We start from the raw sequence: 22,307 nt of genomic DNA on the forward strand, positions 1-22,307 counted from the left end.
GTTGATGCGCTGACGGGAGCCGAAGCACCGTGGTCAAATTTTGCCCAGTCGCGCAGATCATCAGGACTGCAAGTGCAGCGACATCCGAGAAGGAGGGAAATAGATCTCTCGCCGCTTGCGCGGCCCCGACGTCGCCGACGTTGTGGCGAACCATCCCTCGGCGATCGCGAGGTACATCGCCCGACTTGGCGACATGGTCTAAAAGTGCCCCGCGCATTCGGTCGCCGTCAAATGCAGTCGTAGCTCGCGCACGCCAGCCTGCCAGCTCGTTCTCGGCTGCGCGGACCCGCATCACCGCCTGGCGAACGTGTCTACGAGCCGCCCGGCGTATCTGCCGATACTCAGTTTCAGAGTAGGCACTGACTTTCGTCTTCTCGACGCCGAGCGGAAGCGGCGCAAACAATGCCTCGCGAAATTGAGCGGTTAGCGTCGCTTCCCCACGAAGAAGCCCGCGCCACGAATGAAGTAGAGACAAGCTGTAGCGGCTGCGCATCAAACGCAGCTCGCGCAAGTGGACTGGCCTGAGTTCTTGAGGCGATCCGGGAACCGGCGACTCTTTGGAGAGCAGCCGGAGGATGGTTCTAGCGTGGGCGTGGATGGTTTGGGCCGACTCCTCAGTGCGCCGGGTTCCTCCCGGTCCGCACACGCGTGCAAAACCTTCCGCAAGTGCGAGTTGCATCGGACGCATCCCAGGTAGCGTGTCAAATCTGAAAGTGCGCGCCGCTCCGCCGCCTTCCGGTCGAAATTCGACCGTTAAGAGGTTGCCGTCGTCATGTAGCGCCGGTGGTCGGGAGTAGCCGCCCTCAGGCATCGCAGCGTGCGCCATCATTCCCAGCTCCCGTCGTCCGCAAATCGAACTCGGGGATCCTTCTGGAGTAGACCGAAGAGTGCGTCAGAATCGAGGGCGGTTCGCCCATACTCGAGAAGCAGCTTCGCCTCGAGGTTTCGGAACGGTTCCAAGTAGGTATCCCTTGTCGTGGAGACGTCAGCGTGTCCAAGCATCGTCTGCACAAGTGACCATGTATCTCCAAATTGTTCGCGGAAGTCTCGCTCGTGATCGGCATCCATCACGGATCCTTGTCGTGACCAGATCGTTCGACCAACGGCGAACCAGCGGAGTGCGAAGCTGTGCCTCAGCATGTGTGGGTGGCAGACAAGCCCGTCGATTCCGGCTCGACGAACGCGAGCGTTGGCACGCTCGAAAGACTTGGTCCATGCGCCCTTTCTCCGCGGAGTGCCGTCTTCGTTGAGCCAGAGCATCGCTGGTGCATAGCCACGCCCGTTCACAACCAAGAGGCGACTTCGTTCGGCAGGACTGAGTTCATTCAACCGAACTGAGGAAGTACACGACTCGTCTTGGCGATCGCTAAGAATCACTATCTCCTTGCTTCGAACTTCGCGGATGACGTGAGAGAACTGGTCGCTTTCATACAATCCTGCGTCGCGTCCGCGCCGCACTGCTTGAGCTCGCTCAGTTTCCATATACAAGGCAACTGCATCCAGAGCGTCCTCACGAAGCCAGAAAGCATGCCCTCTTCCGCCCTTGGCGCAGGCGTCTGCGAGCCTGAATGTGGAATAGCCACGGCTCGAGCGTCGGCTGATTTCTTCGGTAAGAATGCTGCTCCATTCCTGCACTCGAAGCCCGCTGCCATATAGGCCATCGACGAATGCGGCATCCCTGGATTGAGAACGGGGCCTCCACCGAACTCGCTCCTCTCCGTCCGCCGTTAGACCATGTATCCCCACGTTCCTCCAGCGAGCTACCGCGCCGGGTGTCAACCACTTCACCGACGCGCGTCGAACTGCCGTCGGCCTCAAGTCAGTCGTTTCGCCGCCCATCTGGGAACTGAACGAGGAGCGGGCGCGCACGTTCGAGCTGTTGGATACAAACAGCGGAGGACCGTCTAACCGTCCACGAGCCCATCTATAGAACTCGCTGAGCGCGGCAAGGTCGCTTGCCCAAGACGAGCCGGATATCCTCTTCGGGTTCTCGGTATCGTGCCTGCGCCAGAATTTGAAGTCCAGGACGGCCTCCTCGTCTGCGAGGTTCCAGGCCACACCGCGACGGTGCAGGAATTCAACCCAGACTGCAAGTGAGCGTGCGTATCTTCTGTTCGTGTCTTCGGCCCTATTACGCATTTTTGCTCCAGCGAAGAAGCTGTTCACGGCACTGTGAAGTTCACCGGCTTCGCTGATCAGGAAGGGGCGCGACGCTAGGCGGGTAGGCAAGCGGACCGTCGCGACACTTTGGTCGGAGAGGTCCAGCGCTCTGGAGAACACCGGCTCATCGATCGTGCGCACAGAGCGCGGTACGAAAAAGAGCTTCCAGAACCGGTCCGCTTGGGTAGTCATGGTGCGAGCATCCCGTGGTGTCGTCGGATCCCATCGCAACACGCAGGAGAGGGTAGAAGAACGTACGGCATCGACGGGGCAGCCCATCGGGCCGCCCTCGCCGTGAGCGGCAAGACCGTAGCCTTCCTCGCCGGGGGAGTCGATCGCGCGTATCCCCAAGGCCATCAGCAGCTGCTGCGGAGAATCGTGGAGACCGGAGCCGTGGTGAGCGAAGTGCCCTGCGGCACCGCGCCGACGAAGTGGCGATTCCTCTCGCGCAACAGACTCATCGCCGCTCTCGGCGACGCGACGGTCGTGGTGGAGGCAGGGTGGCGGAGCGGTTCACTGAACACCGCAGGACACGCGGCTGCGCTCGGACGGCCGCTCGGTGCGGTGCCTGGGCCTGTGACCTCCGCATCGTCGGCCGGCTGTCATCGGCTTCTTCGTGAATACGACGCGAGATGCGTCACGACCACCGCCGAGATACGCGAGTTGTGGGGTGACGCCGCACCCGGGACGACCGTTGGCGGAGCCACGGACCCGGATCGGTCTCGGGTGCTCGACGCCCTGAGCAGTCGCTCCGCACGACCCGTTCTCGAGCTGTCCCGAAGATCGGGGCTCGCTCCCGAGAGGATCGGCGCCCTCCTCGGGCTCCTGGAGCTGGATGGGATTGTCACGCGCGTCGAGAGCGGATGGCGGAAACGGCCGGACGGAGAGCGGCGCGGCTGACACCGCGCGGATTCGCGCTCCTGCACACTTGTTCCATGCAGTTCCAGGCAGCAGCACACGCCTTCACCGAGCATCTCTCCCGAGTGCGTCGGCTGTCTTCAGCGACTGTGCGGGCCTACCGATCTGATCTCCGTGATCTCGCGGAGACCGTCGGCGATCGCGAGCTCGAAGACGTCACACTCGAGACACTGCGCGACTGGCTGTGGCGCGCGACTCAACGGGGGGACGCGCGGTCAACACTCGCGCGGCGCGCCGCGGCGGCGCGGTCCTTCTTCAGCTGGGCGCAGGAGCAGCAGCTCGTCGCACACGATCCGAGTCTCCGGCTGGTAGCCCCGAAGCGGGGGCGGACGCTGCCCGTCATCGCCTCTCAGGACGCGATGACGACTCTTCTCGAGGCGCAACGGCACGCCGCCGCCGCCGGTGATCCGATCGCGCTCCGCGACCATGCGATTCTCGAGCTGCTGTACGGGGCAGGGATCCGAGTCTCCGAGCTGTGCGGACTCGATGTCGACGATCTGGACCTCGACCGGGGCACGGCGCGCGTGTTGGGAAAAGGCGCGAAAGAGAGGGTGGTGCCCTACGGTGCTCCTGCACGTGATGCCACCGGTGCCTACCTGTCTCGAGGGCGCCCCTCACTCGCCGCACGAGCTGCCCGACCGTCGCCGGCTCTGCTACTCGGCAGTCGAGGCGCGCGGATCGGACCGCGCGCGGTCTATTCGCTCGTCGCCGACGTGCTCGCACCGTTCATCGGGGCGGACACGGTCGGCCCGCATGCGCTGAGACACACTGCCGCGACCCACCTCCTGGACGGCGGCGCGGACTTGCGAGCGGTGCAGGAGATCCTCGGCCATGCGAGTCTCGGTACGACCCAGATCTACACCCACGTGTCCGCCGAACGGCTGACCGCGACGTATCGCCTCGCACACCCGCGCGCCTGAACACCCGGTCACCGATTCATGGGGTCGTGCAGCAGGGGAGCAGCACCGCCCTGGGTACGGCGCCGAAGAGGAGCATCGGGTTGATGTACGCGCCATCCATTCGCACACCGAGGTGCAGAGTGCCGGGCGCCGCGTGGCCACCGGCAGCCACGGTGCCGATCACCTGCCCCGATGAGATCGCGTCTCCCGGCGAGAGCTCGGAGGACAACGGCTCGAACGTCGACACGTAGCCACCGGGGTGCTCGATCGTGATCAGAGGCCTGTCGACGACGGTTCCGCGGAATGCGATCGTCCCGTCGGCGGGAGCGCGGATCACAGCCCCCGGCGTCGTCGCGAGGTCCATCCCTCGATGGCCGGCACCGTACTCGTGCCCGGGAGCGCGATACGGCGACGCGATCGCGCGGCGCTCATCGGTCGGCCAGAGCCAGACGGGATACTTCGCACCTTCCGCGGATGACGCGCGCGCACGCGCCGGGATCGGAGCGACGAGAATCAGGGCGACCAGCAGAAGGAACGCGATGGTCGCGCGTACGCGGGAGTTCATGAGGCAATGGTCCGTCGCTCCCGCCGGCGGCGGGACGCGTCATCGCAACCCCCGCGATCCATGTGGGGAAGACATGGCTTCGGTGCATCGTGCAGGAGGAGTGAGGCCGCCGCATCCTGTATGCTGTTGGAGCACCTCGATCTCGGGGTGACTACGCGTGCCCAGAGCGACTTCGGTCGTGGCATCCACTCCCACTGGTCCTGATTCCACTCAGGCGGGTGTGCGCCGGGCACCAGGGAGTTCGGTCATCCGATCGACTCGACAACCTCAAGGGCGCAGAATCGCGCCGGAACAAGGAGACGACCATGGCTGTGGTCACCATCCGCCAGCTGCTCGACAGCGGCGTGCACTTCGGACACCAGACCCGTCGGTGGAACCCGAAGGTCAAGCGCTTCATCCTCACGGAGCGCAGCGGCATCCACATCATCGACCTCCAGCAGTCGCTCGGCTACATCGACAAGGCCTACGACTTCGTCAAGGAGACCGTCGCGCACGGTGGCACGATCCTCTTCGTCGGCACGAAGAAGCAGGCGCAGGAGATCCTCGCGGAGCAGGCCACGCGCGTCGGCCAGCCCTACGTCAACCAGCGCTGGCTCGGTGGACTCCTCACCAACTTCCAGACCATCGCGAAGCGTCTCGCTCGCATGAAGGAGCTCGAGGAGCTCGACTACGAGAACCCGGCTGCCTCGGGCTTCACCAAGAAGGAACTCCTTCTCAAGAAGCGTGAGCTCGACAAGCTCCACAAGTCGCTCGGTGGTATTCGCAACCTCACCAAGACGCCGTCCGCTCTCTGGGTCGTCGACGCCAAGCGCGAGCACCTCGCCATCGACGAGGCCAAGAAGCTCGGCATCCCGGTGATCGGCATTCTCGACACCAACGCCGACCCGGACGACTTCCAGTACCCGATCCCCGGCAACGACGACGCCATCCGCTCCGTCTCGCTGCTCACCCGCATCATCGCGGACGCAGCGGCAGAGGGCCTGCAGCAGAAGCACAACCCCGAGACGGGCGACGCTGAGCCGCTCGCCGACTGGGAGAAGGAGCTCCTCGAGGCTCCCGTCCAGGAGTCGGCTGACGCCGCAGAGGTCGATGACGCCGCAGCTGACGAAGCTGCCACCGTCGAGACCCCCGCTGCCGACGAGACCGCTGCTGACGAGGCCGGCGCCGAGGCGCACGACGAGGCCATCGCTGCCGCTTCCGGCGAGGAGACCGCTGAGGTCGCCGCCGCCGAGGCAGCAGACGCCAAGTAATTCCGCGACCACCACACACATCACGAAGCAAGGAGCCACCACACATGGCCAACTTCACCATCGCCGACCTCAAGGCGCTGCGTGAGCAGCTCGGAACGGGAATGGTCGACACCAAGAAGGCGCTCGAGGAGGCCGACGGAGACGTCGAGAAGGCCACCGAGATCCTGCGTCTCAAGGGTGCCAAGGGCAACGCGAAGCGTGCCGACCGTTCGACCAGCGAGGGCCTCATCGTCGCTCGCGAGCAGGACGGCGCAGTGACGCTGATCGAGCTCGCCTGCGAGACGGACTTCGTCGCGAAGAACGAGCGCTTCATCGCACTGGCCGACAAGGTCGCCGACGCTGTCGCGGCCGTCAAGGCCGACTCGGTCGAGGCCGGACTCGCCGCCCAGGCAGGCGACAAGAGCGTCGAACAGGTCATCTCGGAAGAGGCTGCGATCATCGGCGAGAAGGTCGAACTTCGTCGCGTTCGCACGATCACCGGCGACAACGTCGAGGTCTACCTGCACCGCACGAGCAAGGACCTCCCGCCGCAGATCGGCGTCGTCGTCGCCTACACGGGTGACAACGCCGAGACCGCTCGCAGCATCGCGCAGCACATCTCGTTCGCGAACCCGTCGTACCTGTCCCGCGAGGACGTCCCGGCTGACGCCGTGGAGAAGGAGCGCGAGATCGTCACCGAGATCTCCCGCAACGAGGGCAAGCCGGAAGCGGCTCTGCCCAAGATCGTCGAGGGCCGTGTCTCCGCGTTCATCAAGCAGGTCGCACTGCTCGAGCAGGACTACGCGAAGGACAACAAGCTCTCCGTCGCCCAGGTGGCGAAGGACGCCGGTATCACCGTGACGGACTTCGCGCGCTTCAAGGTCGGCGCGTAACACCGTCGAAGGGGTTCGGATCACATGATCCGAACCCCTTCTTCATGCCCAGAAGGCACTATCTTGAATCGGGACGAGAGGAACACCCCCATGACCGAAGGCAACGGACGCCGTCGCGTTCTCCTGAAGCTCTCCGGTGAGGCGTTCGGCGCCGGACAGCTCGGCGTCAACCCCGACGTCGTCAGCCAGATCGCCCGTGACATCGCCGCGGCCGTCGACCGCGTAGAGATCGCGATCGTCGTCGGCGGCGGCAACTTCTTCCGCGGAGCGGAACTCAGCCAGCGCGGAATGGACCGGGGGCGAGCCGACTACATGGGCATGCTCGGCACGGTGATGAACGCCCTCGCGCTGCAGGACTTCCTCGAGCAGGCCGGAGCGCCGACCCGCGTGCAGTCCGCGATCTCGATGATGCAGGTCGCCGAGCCGTACATCCCGCTGCGGGCCGAGCGGCACATGGAGAAGGGCCGCGTCGTCATCTTCGGCGCCGGAGCGGGCCTCCCGTACTTCTCTACCGACACGGTCGCCGCGCAGCGCGCGCTGGAGATCGGGGCGCAGGAGGTGCTCGTGGCCAAGAACGGCGTCGACGCCATCTACACCGCGGACCCGAACAAGCATGCCGACGCCGAGCGCATCGAGCGCGTGACCTACCGCGATGCCCTTCAGCGCGGCCTCAAGGTGGTCGACTCGACCGCGTTCAGCCTCTGCATGGACAACAACATGGACATGAGGGTGTTCGGCATGGAGCCGGCGGGCAATGTCACGCGTGCGCTCCTTGGAGAGCCGATCGGCACTCTCGTCACCGCCTGAGTCCCTGACGGTGCTCACGCGCCGCGCCCGATAGAATTTCAGAACACCCCGACGATAGGAGTCACCGTGATCGCGGATGTCCTCGCTGAAACCACCTCCCGTATGGCACGAGCGGTCGAGGCCGCCAAGGAGGACTTCTCCACGGTGCGCACGGGTCGCGCCAACCCGCAGCTCTTCCAGAAGGTGCTCGTCGACTACTACGGAACGCCGACGCCGCTCGCCCAGCTCGCCTCTCTGGCAAACCAGGAGGCGCGCACCCTCATCATCACTCCCTACGACAAGAGTGCTCTGAAGGGGATCGAGCAGGCGATCCGGGACATGCCGAACCTCGGCGCGAACCCCACGAACGACGGCAACCTCGTCCGCGTGACGATGCCCGAGCTCACGGCTGAGCGCCGCAAGGAGTACGTCAAGCTCGTCAAGACCAAGGCCGAGGACGCCAAGGTGCATGTGCGCGGCATCCGTCGCAAGGCCAAGGACGAACTCGACGGTCTCAAGAGCGAGCTCGGAGAAGACGAGATCTCTCGCGGAGAGAAGGAACTCGACGCCCTCACGCGCCAGCACGTCGACCTCATCGACGACGCACTCAAGCGCAAAGAGGCTGAGCTTCTCGAGGTGTAGGCGGCATGTCCGACGAACGCACCGATGACGGCACCGACAAGCCGCAGACGCGCCGGGAGGCGCGCGACTCGTCGACCTCGACCGGCGCCATGCCGCTGGTCGACGGCGCCTTCCCGGCGTTCGACGCGACGAGCATCCCGCCACGTCCACCTCTCCCCGCCGAGGAGCGCGCGATGACGGAGTCCCCGTTGGACACAGCTGATCACAACGCGATCAGAGAGCAGTGGCGTGCCGCACGCGACGAGTTCGGGACCCACGTCACGAATGCTCGCGGGCAGCTCGACCAGGCGAACGAGCGCATCAAGGAGCGCACAGGGCGTGACCTGATCCTCGCGACGCTGATCGGGCTGGCGTTCGGCGCCGCCCTGCTCGCCTCCCTGTTGTTCATCAAGGTCCTCTTCGTGCCGTTCGCGTTGGCAGCGGCGCTGCTCGGGGTGTACGAGCTTTCCCTGGCACTGCGCGCGTCTGGGCGGCGGATCGACGTGATCGCTCAGTTCGTGGCGGCGACGCTGCTCGTGCTGTCCGCGTTCTTCCTCGACCTGTGGTTCGTCTGGGTGATGCTGTTCTTCGCCGTCGCATTCGTGATCGTGTGGCGGTTGGTCGCCCAGATGGTCGCCAAGGACGGCAGAACCTACGGCGATGTGCTGACGGATGCCGTCATCGGAGGCTTCGTTCAGATCTACGTGCCGTTCCTCGCGGCGGTCGCCCTGATCCTGCTCAAGCAGGAGGGTGGCCAGTGGTGGGTGCTGAGCTTCATCGCCATCGCCGTCGTGGCGGACACCGGCGCGTATGCCGCCGGGCTGGCCTTCGGCCGGCATCCGATGGCCCCGCGAATCAGTCCCAAGAAGACGTGGGAAGGGTTCGGTGGAGCCGTGGTGGGTTCCATCACGGCGGGTGTCCTCCTCGCGATCTTCCTGTTGCATCTGCCGTGGTGGATCGGCGTGATCCTCGGCGTCGCCATCCTGCTGTCCGCGACCCTCGGCGACCTCGGGGAGTCCATGCTCAAGCGTGATCTCGGAATCAAGGACATGAGCTCCTGGCTGCCCGGTCACGGCGGGCTCCTCGATCGACTCGACAGCATCCTTCCGTCGACGGTGCCCGCGCTGTGCCTGTATTTCCTCTTCTCCTCCTGGGTGGTGCTGTGATGGTCTCCGACGACGTGCGAACATCGGACGGTTCGGTTCAGCCTCCGGCCGCGTTCTCTGTGACGACCGGTCGCGTGCGCGGCTATCACCGCGCAGCGGTCGACACGTTCCTGGCAGCCGCTCGGGCTGCATTCGAAGGCGACGCAGACGATCTCGGCGCACCCGACGTACGCGTGGCGTCCTTCCCGCTCGTGAAGAACGGCTATGTCGTGGCAGAGGTCGATGCCGCGCTCGGGAGAGTCGAGGACGCGCTGGCGGCTCGCGCGCGTGACCGGGCCGTCCGGTCGCAGGGCGCGGGGGCATGGGTCGAGCAGGCACGAGACGATGCCCAGATCATCCTCGACCACCTCGCGCGTCCGAAGCGTCAGCGTTTCGCGCGCACGGGCGTCCTCACCTTCGGGTATCGCATCGACGAGGTCGACCATGTGGGCACCCGCATCGCCCGCTATCTGCGCGACGGCGAACCGCTGACGGCCGAGCAGCTGCGTTCGGCGGCGTTCCGCATGCAGCGCGGCGGGTACCGGGAAGAGCAGGTGGATGCCCTTCTCGACGCTACCGTCGATGTGATCCTGGCGGTTCGCTGAGCGTTCTGATGGCCGACTCACGCCTCACCGGGTAGACTGCCACTCATCGTGAACTCCCGAAACGACATCACACCTCATCGCAAAGACGTCACGCCGGTGCCTGCATCGGCGGCGCTTTCGGCGCGCAGCGGTAGCCGCCGACGGGGCGTCGTCGGTTTCGTCAGCGCCCTCGCGGTCGTGGGTTTCGCGGCCGCGATGGTCGCCCCGACCGGCGTCGCGCTGGCTCAGCAGCCTGAGACGGAAGGCCCCGAGTCGGCGTACTCAGCGGCGCTCACGGAGACGCAGAATCTCACGGTGACCGCAGAGGGTGCCGCTATCGCACCGGTTCAGCGTGGATCGTTCTCGGTCTACGTGACGCCCAAGCCGACTCCCACCCCGACACCGACGACCGCGTCGTCCGGGTCATCCGGGTCATCGAAACCCGGTCCCAGCGCTCCTCTGTACTACACCGGCGGGGGAGCCCCTGCGGAGTGGATGGCCGCAGCGGGCATCGCGGAGTCCGACTGGGGCTTCGTCGACTACATCGTCTCCCGCGAGAGCGGCTGGAACCCGAACGCGACGAATAAGTCCTCTGGAGCGTGTGGGCTCGTCCAGGCTCTGCCATGCAGCAAGGTTCCCGGCAATGGTTACGACCCGGTGGACAACCTGCGCTGGGCAACGGGCTACGCCACGGGTCGATACGGAAGCTGGGCGGGCGCCCACGCCTTCTGGACGAACAACCACTGGTGGTGAGTCGGCCTCATGGCCCGCTCTCGCAGACGCCGTCCGACGCGCCCTGACACCGACGATTCGCTCGATCGACTCCTCTCGTCCTGGAAGCGCACGGAAGTCCGTCGTGGGTCCGAGTGGACCGTCCAGCCGGTGTCGGCAGCCCAGGCGCTGAAGGAGTACATCTGTCCTGGGTGCGGGCGATCGGTTGTTCCCGGGACCGCTCACCTCGTGATCTGGCGCGCAGACGGGGTGCTCGGTGACGCCGCAGACCTCGCGGCACGCAGGCATTGGCACACACACTGTTGGAGGATTGCGTGAGCATGGAGATCCGTGGACCGATCGAGCTGCCTGCGCGGCGCGAAGACATCGCACTGGAGACCGTAGACGAGCTGACACTGGTCGGAGAGCTGGCGGTTCCCGCTTCGTCGGCGCCCGTGGCCACGCTCGTCACGCTGCATCCTCTCCCGACGGCCGGCGGGTTCATGGACTCGCACATCATCCGCAAGGCTGCTGCCCGTCTGCCTGCGCTGGCGGACCTCGCTGTGCTGCGCTTCAACACGAGAGGGACGACCTCTCCGCGTGGCACCAGCGATGGCGCGTTCGATGGGGGAGAGGCGGAGCAGTTCGACGTCGCGGCGGCGATGGGCTTCGTGCGCGAGCGCGGTCTTCCGCGCCCGTGGCTGCTCGGCTGGTCGTTCGGCACCGAACTCGCGCTGAAGTACGGTCGGGAACACGATGTCGAGGGGATCATCCTCCTGTCCCCGCCACTTCACCGCGCCACAGACGCCGAGGTGGCGGAGTGGGCCGACTCCGATGCTGACGTCGTGGTGCTGGTACCCGAGCTCGACGACTACCTCCGCCCGGCCGAAGCACGCGAGCGCTTCTCCGCGATTCCGCATGCGAAGCTGATCGCCGTCGAGGGTGGCAAGCACCTCTGGGTGGGGGAGAGCCAGACTCGGAGAGTCCTCACCGAGATCGTCGCTGCCGTGAACCCGGCAGCTCTTCCGCTGCCGACGGAGTGGCCCGCCGACTAGAGCTCGTTCATGCGAGGGATCAGCACCTGCCGGTAGAGGATCAGGATGCTGGCTGCCACCGGAATCGCGATCAGCGCGCCGAGCAGCCCCAGGAGGCTTCCGCCCGCCAACGCCGCGACGACGACAACCGCTCCGGGTACGGACACGGCCCGGCTCATGATGCGCGGCGAGATCACGTACGCCTCGATCTGCATGTAGATGAGGTAGTAGATGGCGGCGGCGATCGCTGTCGCCGGTGATCCCAGGCCGGGGATCAGGCACACGAGCACGATGATGGTCGACCCCGTGAGGGTGCCGACGAGTGGAATCAGTGAGAAGAAGAAGGCGACGACGGCGAGCACGGCCGGGAACGGCGCATCGATGATCGTGAGGAAGATCATGCTCAGGATGCCGTTGATGACGCCCTGGGAGACCTGGCCCATGACGTAGTAGCCGACCGAATCGGTGATCTGCTCGGCCAGGTCGATGAAGCGCTCGCGCTTGGATGCAGGAGCGAGCTGGTAGACGGCGCGCTTGAGCGACGGTGTCGAGGCCGTCAGATAGATCGTCAGGATGAGGATGATGAACGCGCCGAACAGTCCGCTCAGCAGTGCCCCGCCGGCGGCGAGCACGCCCTGCCCGATGGACCCCCCGATCTGGGCGAGGTTCGTCTCCAGCCAGTCGGTCACATAGGCGAAGACGTCATCCACCTTGAGATTGGGGAACGTGTCGACCATCCACTGGCGCAGGTCGAGGAGAAAAGTCCCGCGTTGGACGATGGCCGTGATCTCGGCGATGAGCTGCGAGATCTGGTCGACCAGCACGGGGATGACGATCAGGATGATCCCGGCGAAGATCCCGAGCACCGCGAGGATCGTGATGAGCACGGCGAGCCAGCGGGGGAGACGCCTGCGCTCGAGGAAGGAGACGAGCGGGTCCAGGCCGAGACTGAGGAAGAGAGCCGTACCGACGTAGAGCAGCACGGTCGACAGGCTCTCCACGCTTCCGATCAGCAGGATTCCCAGTCCCACGCCGAGCGTCGCCACGAGGGCGGTGCGGAACGGGTTGTGGATCTTCATCGTTGCTCCTCGGAATGGGGGACTCTGCAAGCGTATCCACCGCACCACGACCGGCCGGGACGACGTGCCGCACGTGGTGCCGCATGCCCCTCGTGGGCAACACACAGGTGATTTCGCTAGTCTGAAATGTCGAGTGTTGCGACTCGGGCGTGCGTCCGGGCCGTGTGAGGAGACTATTCGTGCGTTTCGTATGGGCCGTCGTGGCCTTCGTGCTGGCTGCGGGACTGATCGCTGCGGGCATCGCGCAGCGAACCATCTTCATGGGTCCGTCGACTCAGGAGGTCTCAGTCGCTGCAGAGGAACCCGCCCCGTTTGTGCTGATGGACGGTGACGTCCTTCGTGAGCACCCGGGATCTCAGACCTTGCTGGTGCGCGGAGAGGGCGAGATCTTCGCCGCCTATGGCCGCACCGCCGACATGGAAGCGTGGCTTGCCGACTCGTCGTACAACCGCGTGACGGTCGGCGACGATGGTGACCTGGAAGTCGAGCTGGTCCCCGCCGGATCAGCACCGGAAGGTGATGGGGCCTCCGAAACCCCCGCCCCTGCCGAGACACCGGCCGCGGCCGAGACCCCGGCACCGGCGGAGACGCCCGCCGAGGGCGATGCAGCCGCAGAGCCGGGCCGCAACCCCGCCGGCTCCGACCTCTGGCTGGACTCCTTCACCGAGACCGACACACTCATCGCAGACAACATGCAGCTGCCCGAGGGCGTGAGTCTGATCATCGCGTACGACGGCACCGCCGACGCACCGGACGACATCGTGGTGTCCTGGCCGCTGGACACGTCCACCCCTCTCGCCGGACCGCTCATGGCGGCGGGCGCGGCGATGCTTCTCGTCGGACTCGTGCTCTACGTCCTCGCGATCCGGCACCAGCGTCGCGGGCGAGGACCGCGGCGCAAGGGCCCCGGCCCCCTTCCGGCCACCGAGCCGATCGACGTGGCTCAGCTGCCGCCATCGGAACGCGCGGCGATCGACGACACCTCGACCACCGCTGCCGGGGATGAGCCCGGTCGGACCGGCGCAGACTCCGACGCGGCAGCCGCCGGTGACCCGGGGGCAGTCGACGCCGCCGGTCCGAAGAACCCAGACCCCGATCGGAAGACGGAGATGCGTGCGCGACCTGTGAACCGTCGACGGCGCCTGCTCGCGGTCCCCGCCCTCGCCGTGAGCGCGTTGCTCGCGAGCGGCTGCTCGCCTGACTCATGGCCGCAGCTCGGAGAGGGAACGCCCTCGCCGTCTCCCAGCGCGACGGTGATCGCCCCGGACAATCAGAAGCCCCCGGCAGTGACGGAGGCTCAGGCGAAGCGGATCCTGCAGGAAGTGTCGACGACCCTGTCCGACGCGGACGCGTCGATGGACATCGCTCTGGCCGGCACTCGTCTGGACGGCCCGGCGCTCACGGCTCGCACCACCGAGTACGCGCTTCGGACAGCTCTTCCGGAGACCGCACCGCCCGCCGCACTCCCGACCGATGACGTCGAGGTCGTGCTTCCCGAAGCCACCGACCGGTGGCCGCGCACGGTGCTCCTGCTCTCGAAGAGCGCTGACGACGACACCGTTCCCCCCGTCATCCTGACCATGACGCAGCAGGATCCGTGGTCGAACTACAAGGTCACGAACATGGCCGAGATGTCTGCGGATGCCGTCTTCCCCGACGTGGCTGCGTCGTGGCTCGGCACCTCGCTCGTTCCCGACGATTCCGCATTCCTCAGCATCCCGCCGGGAGAGCTTGCGGAGACCTTCGCCGACTTCGTCGACGCGGGCGAGGCCAGCCCTTCGTACGGCATGTTCGACGAGATCTCGCAGAACCTCGCCCAGTCGATTCGCGACAGCCGGCAGGCGGTCGTGCAGACGCTGGCGGACAACGGAGCGGCGGAGACTTCTCAGACCGCCTTCGACATCCTCCCGGCCGATTCCGAGCCGGTCTCGATGACCACGCTGGACAGCGGTGCGATCGTGGCCGTCTCGCTCATCGACACCGAATCGGTCACCCCGACGTCACCGGACGCCGTCATCCGACTGGAAGACGCGAATCCGCAGGCGAAGGCGCTGACGGGTGTCACGGAGTCCGCGAAGGGCTTCACGACCAAGTACGAATTCCAGCTGTTCTTCTCCGTTCCCGCGCAGGGCTCGACGGAGCAGATCCGACTCATGGCGGTCCGACAGGACCTACTCTCCGTCGAGGTGATCAAATGACCGATATCTCTCCCGCCGCGCTCCGTGGAGCCGTCGACCTCTCCTCTCTGCGAAACCGGCCCGCGGCTGCTGCCGCCGGAGCGCAGAGCCCTGCTCCGGGGGCCGTGGACATCGTGGTCGATGCGACCGACGAGTCGTTCGGTCAGATCCTCGAGCTCTCCCGGACAGTGCCGGTGGTCGTCGACCTCTGGGCCGAATGGTGCGGGCCGTGCAAGCAGCTGAGCCCCATCATCGAGAAGGTGACGCGTGAACTCGGCGGCAGGGTGCTTCTCGCGAAGGTCGATGTCGACGCCAACCCGCAGCTGGCCCAGGGATTCCGCGCGCAGTCGATCCCGATGGTCGTGGCACTCATCGCCGGTCAGCCGGTTCCGATGTTCACCGGTGCAGTGCCCGAGCAGCAGGTCAGAGAGGTCTTCGCGCAGCTGCTTCAGCTCGCTGCTCAGAACGGAGTGACGGGCACCTTGAACGTCGGAGAGGCGGCCGAGGGCGAGCAGACGCCGGAGGAGCCGCCGATGCCGCCGCTGCACGCGGAGGCTTTCGCCGCGATCGAGAACGGCGACTACGCCGCGGCGGTCGTGGCATACGAGAAGGCTCTCGCGGAGAATCCGCGCGATGAGGATGCGATCGCAGGCCTGGGCCAGGTCCGTCTGCTCGACCGCGTCCAGAAACTCGATCTCCAGGATGCACGGGCCGCGGCCGCATCCGGACCCCTGGACATCCAGGCTCAGTTCGATGTCGCCGACCTCGACCTCGCGGGAGGCCATGTCGAAGATGCGTTCGGAAGGCTTCTCGACCTGTTCGCCCAGCTGCCCTCGGATGAGCGAACGCCCGTGCGCGAGCGTCTTCTCGAGCTGTTCGGCCTGATCGGCGTCGCAGATCCACGCGTCATCACCGCGCGCAACAGACTGTCTTCCCTGCTGTTCTGAGCTGAGAGTGCAGCGAGACGGCCCAGGCTCTGTCGGGCCGGGGCCGTCTCGCTGATCGGCAGAGGCCGTCAGCCGCGGCTGATCGTGGGTACGTGCGGGTCGCTCTCGTGGCGCAGCCAGATGGTCGACAGTGCGGGAACCGTGATCGTCGCCACGGCCGGTCCGTCGTCCTCCGAGTGCGCGACGACCATGCCGAGATTGCCGGATCCGCGACCGCCGTATTCTGCGGCGTCCGTGTTGAGGATCTCCTGCCACACGCCGGGGATCGGCAGCGCGAGGCTGTAACCGCTGCGCTCGACGCCGGCGAAGTTGCTGATCACCACGAGACGGCCGCCATGTGCGTCGCGGCGTTCGAAGGCGATGACATTGGGATCCCAGCTCGGGGCGCCGAGGCGTGAGAACGAGGATCCGTCATTGTCCCGCTCCCAGAGCGGGGCCTGAGCGCGATAGGTGCGGTTGAGCTGTCCGACGAAACCCTGCAGCTGCGCGTGCGACGGCTGGTCGAGGAGCCACCAGTCGAGCTGGCGGGATTCCGACCATTCGGCGAGCTGGCCGAACTCCTGCCCCATGAAGAGGAGCTTCTTTCCGGGGTGACCCCACATGTATCCGAGGTATGCGCGGACATTGGCGAGCTTGTGCCAGTGGTCACCGGGCATCTTCGAGACGAGGCTGCCTTTTCCATGCACGACCTCATCGTGGCTGATCGGCAGCAGATAATTCTCCCCGAACGCGTAGACGAACGAGAACGTCATCTCACCTTCGTGGTGCGCGCGATACATCGGGTCTCGTTCGATGTACTGGAGGGAGTCGTTCATCCAGCCCATGTTCCACTTGAACCCGAAGCCGAGACCCGCGTGGTCGGTGGGTGCGGTCACACCGGGGAAGCTCGTCGATTCCTCAGCGATCATCAGCACGCCGGGGTGCAGGCGGTAGGCGGTCGCGTTGACCTCCTGGAGGAAGCGGATCGCTTCGAGGTTCTCCCGTCCCCCGTGGATGTTCGGCTCCCACTCGCCTTCGTTACGCGAGTAGTCGAGGTACAGCATCGACGCCACGGCATCCACTCGCAGGCCGTCGACATGGAACTCGCTCAGCCAGAACAGTGCGTTCGCGACCAGGAATCCGCGCACCTCAGGGCGACCGTAGTCGAAGATGAGCGTTCCCCAGTCCTGATGCTCACCGCGACGAGGGTCGGGGTGCTCGTACAGCGGCTGTCCGTCGAACCTCGCGAGGGCGAACGCGTCTTTGGGGAAGTGCCCGGGCACCCAGTCCATGATCACGCCGATTCCGGCCTGATGCAGCTGGTCGATGAGGTATCGCAGGTCATCCGGGCTGCCGAAGCGACTGGTCGCCGCGTAGTACCCGCTCACCTGATAGCCCCAGGAGCCGCCGAACGGATGCTCGGCGAGCGGCATGAACTCGATGTGCGTGAAACCGGCCTCGGTGACGTGTGCGATCAGCGGTTCTGCGGCATCGCGGTAGCTCAGGCCTCCGCGCCAGGAGCCGAGGTGCACCTCGTAGACCGACAGCGGCTGAGCGACCGCGTGAGTCGCTGCCCGGCGGGTCATCCACGCGCCGTCTGACCATGCGTAGTCCGACCGCGTGACCACCGATGCGGTCTCGGGCGGCACCTGCGCGGCCTGCGCCATCGGGTCGGCCTTGAAGATCCAGGAGCCGCCGCGGGTGCGGATCTGATACTTGTATGTCGTTCCGACGGCGAGATCGGGGATGAACAGCTCCCAGACGCCACTCACGCCCATCGAGCGCATCGCGTGCGCTTCGCCGTTCCACCCGTTGTGATCTCCGACGACTCGCACGGCTGTGGCGTTCGGGGCCCAGACGGCGAATGCGACGCCGTCTTCGGCGTCTGCGACCGTCGCGTGCGCACCCAGCACCTGCCACAGCCGCTCGTGCCGCCCTTCGGCGATCAGATGGAGATCGACGTCGCCCAGAGTCGGGAGGTGCCGGTACGGGTCGCCGGTGATCGTCTCGTCGTCGTCGCCGTACGCGGTGGCGATGCGATACGCCACCGGGGCACCGTCGTGCTGGGCCTCCCAGATGCCGTGTGCGACGTGATCGAGCTCCAATCGGCTCCCGTCCTCGAAGACGGCTGCGACCGAGGACGCGAGAGGTCGGCGAGCGCGGATCACCGTGACGGTCCGGTCACTCGCATCCGTGAACGGGTGGGAGCCGAGCACCGCGTGCGGGTCGTGATGGGCGCCGGCTGCGACAGCCGCCCAGTCCGGCGATGTAGTGGCATCTTCGACGTAGCTCATGCTCGTCTCCTCACCTTCAGAATGTGCACCGGCTCGGCGAAGGCGTCGAGGCGCACGTAGTTGTGATCGGCCCACGTCCACACGGCACCGGTCAGCAGGTCCTCCACCTCGAACGGCTCGCCAGGTGGTACGCCCCAGATCGTTGTGTCGAGGTGCACGGTGGTCTCACGCACGGAGTGCGGATCGACGTTGGCGACGACGAGGATCGTATCGGAGTGGCCCGTGCCGGTGAACGCGGCATCGAGGTGCTTGCTGTAGACGAGCACCGAGTCGTCGTCGCTCCAGTGCACGGAGAGATTGCGGAGCTGTCGAAGAGCCGGGTGCTCACGGCGGATCTCGTTCAGTCGGCGCAGGAGAGGCGCAAGCGAGTCACCCGATGCCTCCGCGCCCTCCCAGTCCCGGAACTTGAACTCGTATTTCTCGTTGTCGATGTTCTCCTCGGAACCGGGCCTCGCCACGTTCTCGAAGAGCTCGTACCCGGCGTACACGCCGTACACAGGGGCGGCGGTGGCGGCGATGCAGGCGCGGATCCGATAGGCGGCGCGGCCGCCGAACTGCAGGTACTCCGTGAGGATGTCGTGCGTGTTCACGAAGAGATTCGGCCGCATGTAGTCGCTCGTCTCGTGCGAGACGCTGGTGAGGAACTCCTCGAGCTCCGCCTTGGTGTTGCGCCAGGTGAAATAGCTGTAGCTCTGTTGGAACCCCACGGCCGCGAGCGCACGCATCACGGCGGGTCGAGTGAACGCCTCGGCCAGGAAGATCACGTCCGGGTCCTGGGCGTTCACGGTCGCGATGAGCCATTCCCAGAACTGCAGCGGCTTCGTGTGCGGGTTGTCGACGCGGAAGATCTTCACGCCTTCGCGAACCCAGTGCTGCACGATGCGGAGCATCTCCTGGTAGATACCGGCGGGATCGTTGTCGAAGTTCAGCGGGTAGATGTCCTGGTACTTCTTGGGCGGGTTCTCTGCGTAGGCGATGGTGCCATCCGGGAGAGTGGTGAACCACTCGGGGTGCTCATCGACCCACGGGTGGTCCGGAGAGGCCTGCAGTGCGAGATCGAGAGCGACCTCCAGCCCTTCGTTCTTCGCCGCCCTGACGAATGCGCGGAAGTCGGCCGGCTTGCCGAGTTCCGGGTGGATCGCATCGTGGCCGCCGTCAACGGAGCCGATGGCATACGGTGAGCCCGGATCGCCTGGCTCCGTCGTCAGAGTGTTGTTGCGTCCCTTGCGGTTGGTCGTTCCGATCGGATGGATCGGCACCAGGTAGATGACGTCGAAGCCCATGGCGGCGACAGCGGGAAGACGTTTGGCGGCTGTCCTGAACGTACCGCTCTTGACAGTGCCGTCCTTCAGGCGTTTCGCGCCCTCCGAGCGGGGAAAGAACTCGTACCAAGCACCGACGCCTGCGGCGGTCCGCTCCACGAGCAGAGTGTGCGTGGCAGATGCTGAACGCAGCGTCATGAGAGGCCGCTCATGGAAGAGACCGCCCAGCTCGGCGTCGGTCGAGACCGCGGTGGTGGTCTCTGCATCGCCCCCCGCCAGTGCGGTGGCGAGTTCGCTGATGCGTCTGCGCTGAGCCGCAGGGCGATCCTTCTCTTTCGCTGCGCGCGCGAGAAGTTCGGCGCCGAGGGCTGCCATGACCGGCACATCGACGCCTGCGGCGACCTTCACTTCGGCGGCGTGCGCCCAGGTCGCGAAGTCGTCGGAGAACGCCTCGAAGCGAAACGTCCACTGTCCCTGCATGTCCACAGCGACCTCTGCTGCCCAGCGATCGCTCCCATCGAGCAAGGGCGTCAATCGGTGCAGGGACTCCTCGCCGTTCGGGGCCGTCAACCGGAGCTGCACCCCGATCAGGTCGTGCCCTTCACGGAAGGCGACGACGCTGAACGGCACCACCTCGCCGACGAACGCCTTGGGCGCGAAGCCTCCGGGGACGGACGGTGCGCCGCCCACCAGAGGAATTCGCGTCGCGACGAGTCCGTGGCCGTCCGAGACGGCGCCCAGCGGGCGCGACGGGATCTGCGCGGGGCTTCGGAGAGCCTTCGGACTGATGCTGCTCATACGTGCGGCCACCCCCCGAATGTACCGCTCGCGGCGTGAAGCGGGTAGCTCGCGGAGGGCCCCGGCGCGCCGCCGTTCATTCCACGCGGAAGAGTCGCATGGAGGTGCCGGGGATGGGAAGGACGTCGCCGGGGGCGAACACCTCGCCGCCGTCTTGCGGGCGGTCGTCGGCGCTCGACCACAGCGAGACGAAACGCGTCGCCTCCTCGAGGTCGTCGGGCAGACGCACGTCGATGGGCGACTCCGTCCCGTGCACGATGAGGAGGATCCGATTGGCCGATTCGCGATCGGGGGTCGAGGCCGCCACATACTGCAGAGTGCGGTTACCAGGGTCCGTCCACTGCTGGCTCTCCATCGTCTCGCCGTTCTGATCGAACCAGTCCATGACAGAGGCGTTGGGGATGTGCTCACCGAGTCGGGCGTACCGGCTCGGACGCAGGGCGGGATTCTCGGAACGGAGCTGGATGAGTCGAGCGACGTGTGCGCGCAGGTCCTCCTGCCACGGTTCCGCGTCCCAGCCGAGCCACGTCATCGACGAATCCTGGGCGTAGGCATTGTTGTTTCCGCGTTGCGTCCGACCGACCTCATCGCCGGCCGTGAGCATGGGGATCCCGGCGGACAGCAGCAGGGTGCCGAGCAGGTTGCGCATCGCCTTTCGCCGGGCAGCGAGGATCGCAGGGTCGTCGGTCGGCCCCTCGATACCGTGATTGAAAGCCCGATTCATGTCGGCACCATCGCGATTCTGTTCGCCGTTCGCCTCATTGTGCTTGACGTCGTACGACACGAGGTCGTGCATGGTGAAGCCGTCGTGCGCGGTGACGAAGTTGATGCTGGCCAGCGGTCCCCGAACATCTGCGAAAGTGTTCGACGAGCCGGCGAGACGCGTCGCGAAGCCCCCGATGCCGACCGGAGCGGACGCACGACGCGCATAGTCGATGTCGCTCAGCCAGAAGTTCCTGACCCGGTCGCGGTAGCGGTCGTTCCACTCCATCCAGCCGTTCGGGAAGTTGCCGGTCTGCCAGCCGCCCATACCGACGTCCCACGGCTCGGCGATGAGCTTGGTGTCGCGGAGGATCGGATCGTTCGCGATGGCGGTGAGAAGCGGGTGCTCGGGCGTATAGGTGTGCGAGCCGTCGCGCGCGATCGCGGCCGCGAGATCGAAGCGGAAGCCGTCGATCTGCATCTCCTGCGCCCAGTAGCGCAGCGAGTCGAGCACGAGGCGCGCTCCGGCATCGGTCGAGGTGTCGAGCGTGTTGCCGCAGCCTGTCGTGTCGATGTACGCGCCTGATGCGTCCTGTCGGTAGTAGCTGGCGTTGTCGATGCCGCGCAGACTGGACCGAGGTCCACCGAGGCCCTCTTCCGACGTGTGGTTGTACACGACGTCCAGGATGACTTCGAGTCCGGCTTCGTGCAGCAGTCGCACCATGCCTTTGAACTCGGCGAGAACGGCCTCGGGGCCGCCCTTGCGTGCGTCCTCCGTGGCGTAGGCGTTGTGCGGTGTGAAGAAGTTGAGGGTGTTGTAGCCCCAGTAGTTCGTGAGGCCGCGCTCGAGCAGGCGAGGCTCCGGAACGAACGCCTGGACGGGCAGGAGCTCGATCGAGGTGATCCCGAGCGAGTGGAAGTACTCGATCATCGCGGGATGCGCGAGTCCGGCGTATGTGCCGTGCAGAGCCGGGGGCACATCGGGCTGACGCTTGGTCAGCCCCTTCAGGTGCCCTTCGTAGATCACGGTGCGGTCGAGCGGTATCCGTGGCTTGACGGACTCTCCCCAGTCGAACCCGTCGACGATCACCACGGAGCGCCACTCCTCGTAGCCGTCGCCCTGCGCGAGACCGCGAGCGTAGGGGTCGAGGAGCAGAGTCTCGGGGTTGAACGTGTTCCCCGGCCCGTGTGGCCCTCCGACGCGGATCGCATACCGGGTGCCGGGCTGGAGCAGTTCTGTCGTCACCTCCCAGATGCCGCCGGGAAGGCGTGCGAGATCGACCTGGTCGATGACCCAGTCGAGGTCGGTGGCATCGAAGACGACGAGTTCGATGGAGGACGCGTTCTGCGACCAGACGCGGAGGGTTCCGACGCCGTCGTGAAGGCGCACACCGAGGTTGTCGAGTGCAGTACCGCCGGGCACGGTGATGTCTCGGATCGCGGGCATGAGTACACCATAGAGGTCTGCGCTCGGGTCTCAGGACAGCATGCACTCAGTTCCATGTGCACGCCACTGCGCGGAAA

At 66.1% G+C, this 22,307-nt stretch carries 18 protein-coding genes and 1 pseudogene; 13 read left to right on the forward strand and 6 right to left on the reverse strand.

Going from position 1 to position 22,307, the window contains the following annotated elements:
* Positions 1-825: 825 nt before the first annotated feature.
* Complete coding sequence (locus AKG07_RS17405) at positions 826-2,352, reverse strand: site-specific integrase (protein ID WP_233277315.1); 1,527 nt, start codon at positions 2,350-2,352, stop codon at positions 826-828.
* A 63-nt stretch (positions 2,353-2,415) separates the two neighbouring features.
* Here AKG07_RS17405 and AKG07_RS03295 point away from each other — a divergent pair.
* Together AKG07_RS03295 and AKG07_RS03300 are read left to right on the forward strand one after the other, a co-directional pair.
* Positions 2,416-3,060 (forward strand): annotated as a pseudogene (locus AKG07_RS03295) (DNA-processing protein DprA); the annotation flags it as partial.
* 35 nt (positions 3,061-3,095) lie between these two features.
* Positions 3,096-3,998 carry a tyrosine-type recombinase/integrase gene (locus AKG07_RS03300; RefSeq protein ID WP_053095992.1) on the forward strand — a complete coding sequence of 301 codons (903 nt, stop codon included), beginning with the start codon at positions 3,096-3,098 and terminating at the stop codon, positions 3,996-3,998.
* A gap of 16 nt (positions 3,999-4,014) precedes the next feature.
* On the opposite strand, the gene AKG07_RS03305 is transcribed toward AKG07_RS03300, so the two are convergent.
* Positions 4,015-4,542 carry a murein hydrolase activator EnvC family protein gene (locus tag AKG07_RS03305; RefSeq protein ID WP_053095993.1) on the reverse strand — a complete coding sequence of 176 codons (528 nt, stop codon included), beginning with the start codon at positions 4,540-4,542 and terminating at the stop codon, positions 4,015-4,017.
* 305 nt (positions 4,543-4,847) lie between these two features.
* Here AKG07_RS03305 and rpsB point away from each other — a divergent pair, with 305 nt between their 5' ends.
* The 9 genes from rpsB to AKG07_RS03345 all read left to right on the forward strand — a co-directional run bounded on the left by rpsB (position 4,848) and on the right by AKG07_RS03345 (position 11,566).
* Positions 4,848-5,792: a 30S ribosomal protein S2 gene (rpsB, locus tag AKG07_RS03310; protein WP_053095994.1), complete on the forward strand. Its 945-nt coding sequence runs from the start codon at positions 4,848-4,850 to the stop codon at positions 5,790-5,792.
* A gap of 44 nt (positions 5,793-5,836) precedes the next feature.
* Positions 5,837-6,664: a translation elongation factor Ts gene (gene tsf, locus AKG07_RS03315; RefSeq protein WP_053095995.1), complete on the forward strand. Its 828-nt coding sequence runs from the start codon at positions 5,837-5,839 to the stop codon at positions 6,662-6,664.
* A gap of 90 nt (positions 6,665-6,754) precedes the next feature.
* Entirely contained in the window at positions 6,755-7,471 is a 717-nt protein-coding gene (gene pyrH / locus AKG07_RS03320; protein WP_053095996.1) for a UMP kinase, read from the forward strand.
* Positions 7,472-7,537: 66 nt separating this feature from the next.
* A complete protein-coding gene (gene frr, locus AKG07_RS03325; protein ID WP_053095997.1) occupies positions 7,538-8,092 on the forward strand; it encodes a ribosome recycling factor in 555 nt (184 codons plus the stop codon).
* A gap of 5 nt (positions 8,093-8,097) precedes the next feature.
* Positions 8,098-9,237: a phosphatidate cytidylyltransferase gene (locus AKG07_RS03330; protein WP_053095998.1), complete on the forward strand. Its 1,140-nt coding sequence runs from the start codon at positions 8,098-8,100 to the stop codon at positions 9,235-9,237.
* Complete coding sequence (locus tag AKG07_RS03335; RefSeq protein WP_053095999.1) at positions 9,237-9,821, forward strand: DivIVA domain-containing protein; 585 nt, start codon at positions 9,237-9,239, stop codon at positions 9,819-9,821. The genes AKG07_RS03330 and AKG07_RS03335 overlap by 1 nt, the downstream gene beginning before the upstream one ends.
* Positions 9,822-9,869: 48 nt before the next feature.
* The gene (locus AKG07_RS03340; protein ID WP_232224549.1) at positions 9,870-10,553 is read left to right on the forward strand and encodes an aggregation-promoting factor C-terminal-like domain-containing protein; all 684 of its coding nucleotides are present in this window, start codon (positions 9,870-9,872) and stop codon (positions 10,551-10,553) included.
* 9 nt (positions 10,554-10,562) lie between these two features.
* Positions 10,563-10,850 (forward strand): hypothetical protein, encoded by a 288-nt coding sequence (locus AKG07_RS18010; RefSeq protein WP_082297804.1) that lies wholly within the window; start codon positions 10,563-10,565, stop codon positions 10,848-10,850.
* 2 nt (positions 10,851-10,852) lie between these two features.
* Positions 10,853-11,566 (forward strand): alpha/beta hydrolase, encoded by a 714-nt coding sequence (locus AKG07_RS03345; RefSeq protein ID WP_053096000.1) that lies wholly within the window; start codon positions 10,853-10,855, stop codon positions 11,564-11,566.
* Here AKG07_RS03345 and AKG07_RS03350 read toward each other — a convergent pair.
* A complete protein-coding gene (locus AKG07_RS03350; protein WP_053096001.1) occupies positions 11,563-12,624 on the reverse strand; it encodes an AI-2E family transporter in 1,062 nt (353 codons plus the stop codon). The genes AKG07_RS03345 and AKG07_RS03350 overlap by 4 nt on opposite strands.
* A gap of 179 nt (positions 12,625-12,803) precedes the next feature.
* Between AKG07_RS03350 and AKG07_RS03355 the strand changes: the two genes are divergently transcribed.
* Together AKG07_RS03355 and AKG07_RS03360 are read left to right on the forward strand one after the other, a co-directional pair.
* Positions 12,804-14,822: a hypothetical protein gene (locus AKG07_RS03355; RefSeq protein WP_053096002.1), complete on the forward strand. Its 2,019-nt coding sequence runs from the start codon at positions 12,804-12,806 to the stop codon at positions 14,820-14,822.
* Positions 14,819-15,748 (forward strand): tetratricopeptide repeat protein, encoded by a 930-nt coding sequence (locus AKG07_RS03360; RefSeq protein WP_053096003.1) that lies wholly within the window; start codon positions 14,819-14,821, stop codon positions 15,746-15,748. The genes AKG07_RS03355 and AKG07_RS03360 overlap by 4 nt, the downstream gene beginning before the upstream one ends.
* Before the next feature lie 68 nt (positions 15,749-15,816).
* Here the strand turns inward: AKG07_RS03360 and glgB are convergent, their stop codons facing one another.
* The 3 genes from glgB to glgX form a co-directional block, all read right to left on the reverse strand.
* Complete coding sequence (gene glgB, locus AKG07_RS03365; RefSeq protein ID WP_053096004.1) at positions 15,817-18,021, reverse strand: 1,4-alpha-glucan branching protein GlgB; 2,205 nt, start codon at positions 18,019-18,021, stop codon at positions 15,817-15,819.
* Entirely contained in the window at positions 18,018-20,081 is a 2,064-nt protein-coding gene (locus AKG07_RS03370; RefSeq protein WP_082297805.1) for an alpha-1,4-glucan--maltose-1-phosphate maltosyltransferase, read from the reverse strand. Before AKG07_RS03370 ends, glgB begins: the two co-directional genes overlap by 4 nt.
* Positions 20,082-20,157: 76 nt before the next feature.
* Entirely contained in the window at positions 20,158-22,230 is a 2,073-nt protein-coding gene (gene glgX / locus AKG07_RS03375; RefSeq protein ID WP_053096005.1) for a glycogen debranching protein GlgX, read from the reverse strand.
* Between the last annotated feature and the right edge of the window lie 77 nt (positions 22,231-22,307).

Source organism: Microbacterium sp. CGR1 (assembly GCF_001266755.1).
GTDB lineage: Bacteria > Actinomycetota > Actinomycetes > Actinomycetales > Microbacteriaceae > Microbacterium.

Bases quoted from the DNA above. Each gene is read 5' to 3' on its own strand.
- AKG07_RS03350 (WP_053096001.1), bottom strand. From the start codon at position 12,624: ATGAAGATCCACAACCCGTTCCGCACCGCCCTCGTGGCGACGCTCGGC.
- AKG07_RS17405 (WP_233277315.1), bottom strand. From the start codon at position 2,352: ATGACTACCCAAGCGGACCGGTTCTGGAAGCTCTTTTTCGTACCGCGC.
- AKG07_RS03300 (WP_053095992.1), top strand. From the start codon at position 3,096: ATGCAGTTCCAGGCAGCAGCACACGCCTTCACCGAGCATCTCTCCCGA.
- tsf (WP_053095995.1), top strand. From the start codon at position 5,837: ATGGCCAACTTCACCATCGCCGACCTCAAGGCGCTGCGTGAGCAGCTC.
- AKG07_RS03345 (WP_053096000.1), top strand. From the start codon at position 10,853: ATGGAGATCCGTGGACCGATCGAGCTGCCTGCGCGGCGCGAAGACATC.
- AKG07_RS03330 (WP_053095998.1), top strand. From the start codon at position 8,098: ATGTCCGACGAACGCACCGATGACGGCACCGACAAGCCGCAGACGCGC.
- glgB (WP_053096004.1), bottom strand. From the start codon at position 18,021: ATGAGCTACGTCGAAGATGCCACTACATCGCCGGACTGGGCGGCTGTC.
- pyrH (WP_053095996.1), top strand. From the start codon at position 6,755: ATGACCGAAGGCAACGGACGCCGTCGCGTTCTCCTGAAGCTCTCCGGT.
- glgX (WP_053096005.1), bottom strand. From the start codon at position 22,230: ATGCCCGCGATCCGAGACATCACCGTGCCCGGCGGTACTGCACTCGAC.
- AKG07_RS18010 (WP_082297804.1), top strand. From the start codon at position 10,563: ATGGCCCGCTCTCGCAGACGCCGTCCGACGCGCCCTGACACCGACGAT.
- AKG07_RS03370 (WP_082297805.1), bottom strand. From the start codon at position 20,081: ATGAGCAGCATCAGTCCGAAGGCTCTCCGAAGCCCCGCGCAGATCCCG.
- AKG07_RS03335 (WP_053095999.1), top strand. From the start codon at position 9,237: ATGGTCTCCGACGACGTGCGAACATCGGACGGTTCGGTTCAGCCTCCG.
- AKG07_RS03360 (WP_053096003.1), top strand. From the start codon at position 14,819: ATGACCGATATCTCTCCCGCCGCGCTCCGTGGAGCCGTCGACCTCTCC.
- rpsB (WP_053095994.1), top strand. From the start codon at position 4,848: ATGGCTGTGGTCACCATCCGCCAGCTGCTCGACAGCGGCGTGCACTTC.
- AKG07_RS03305 (WP_053095993.1), bottom strand. From the start codon at position 4,542: ATGAACTCCCGCGTACGCGCGACCATCGCGTTCCTTCTGCTGGTCGCC.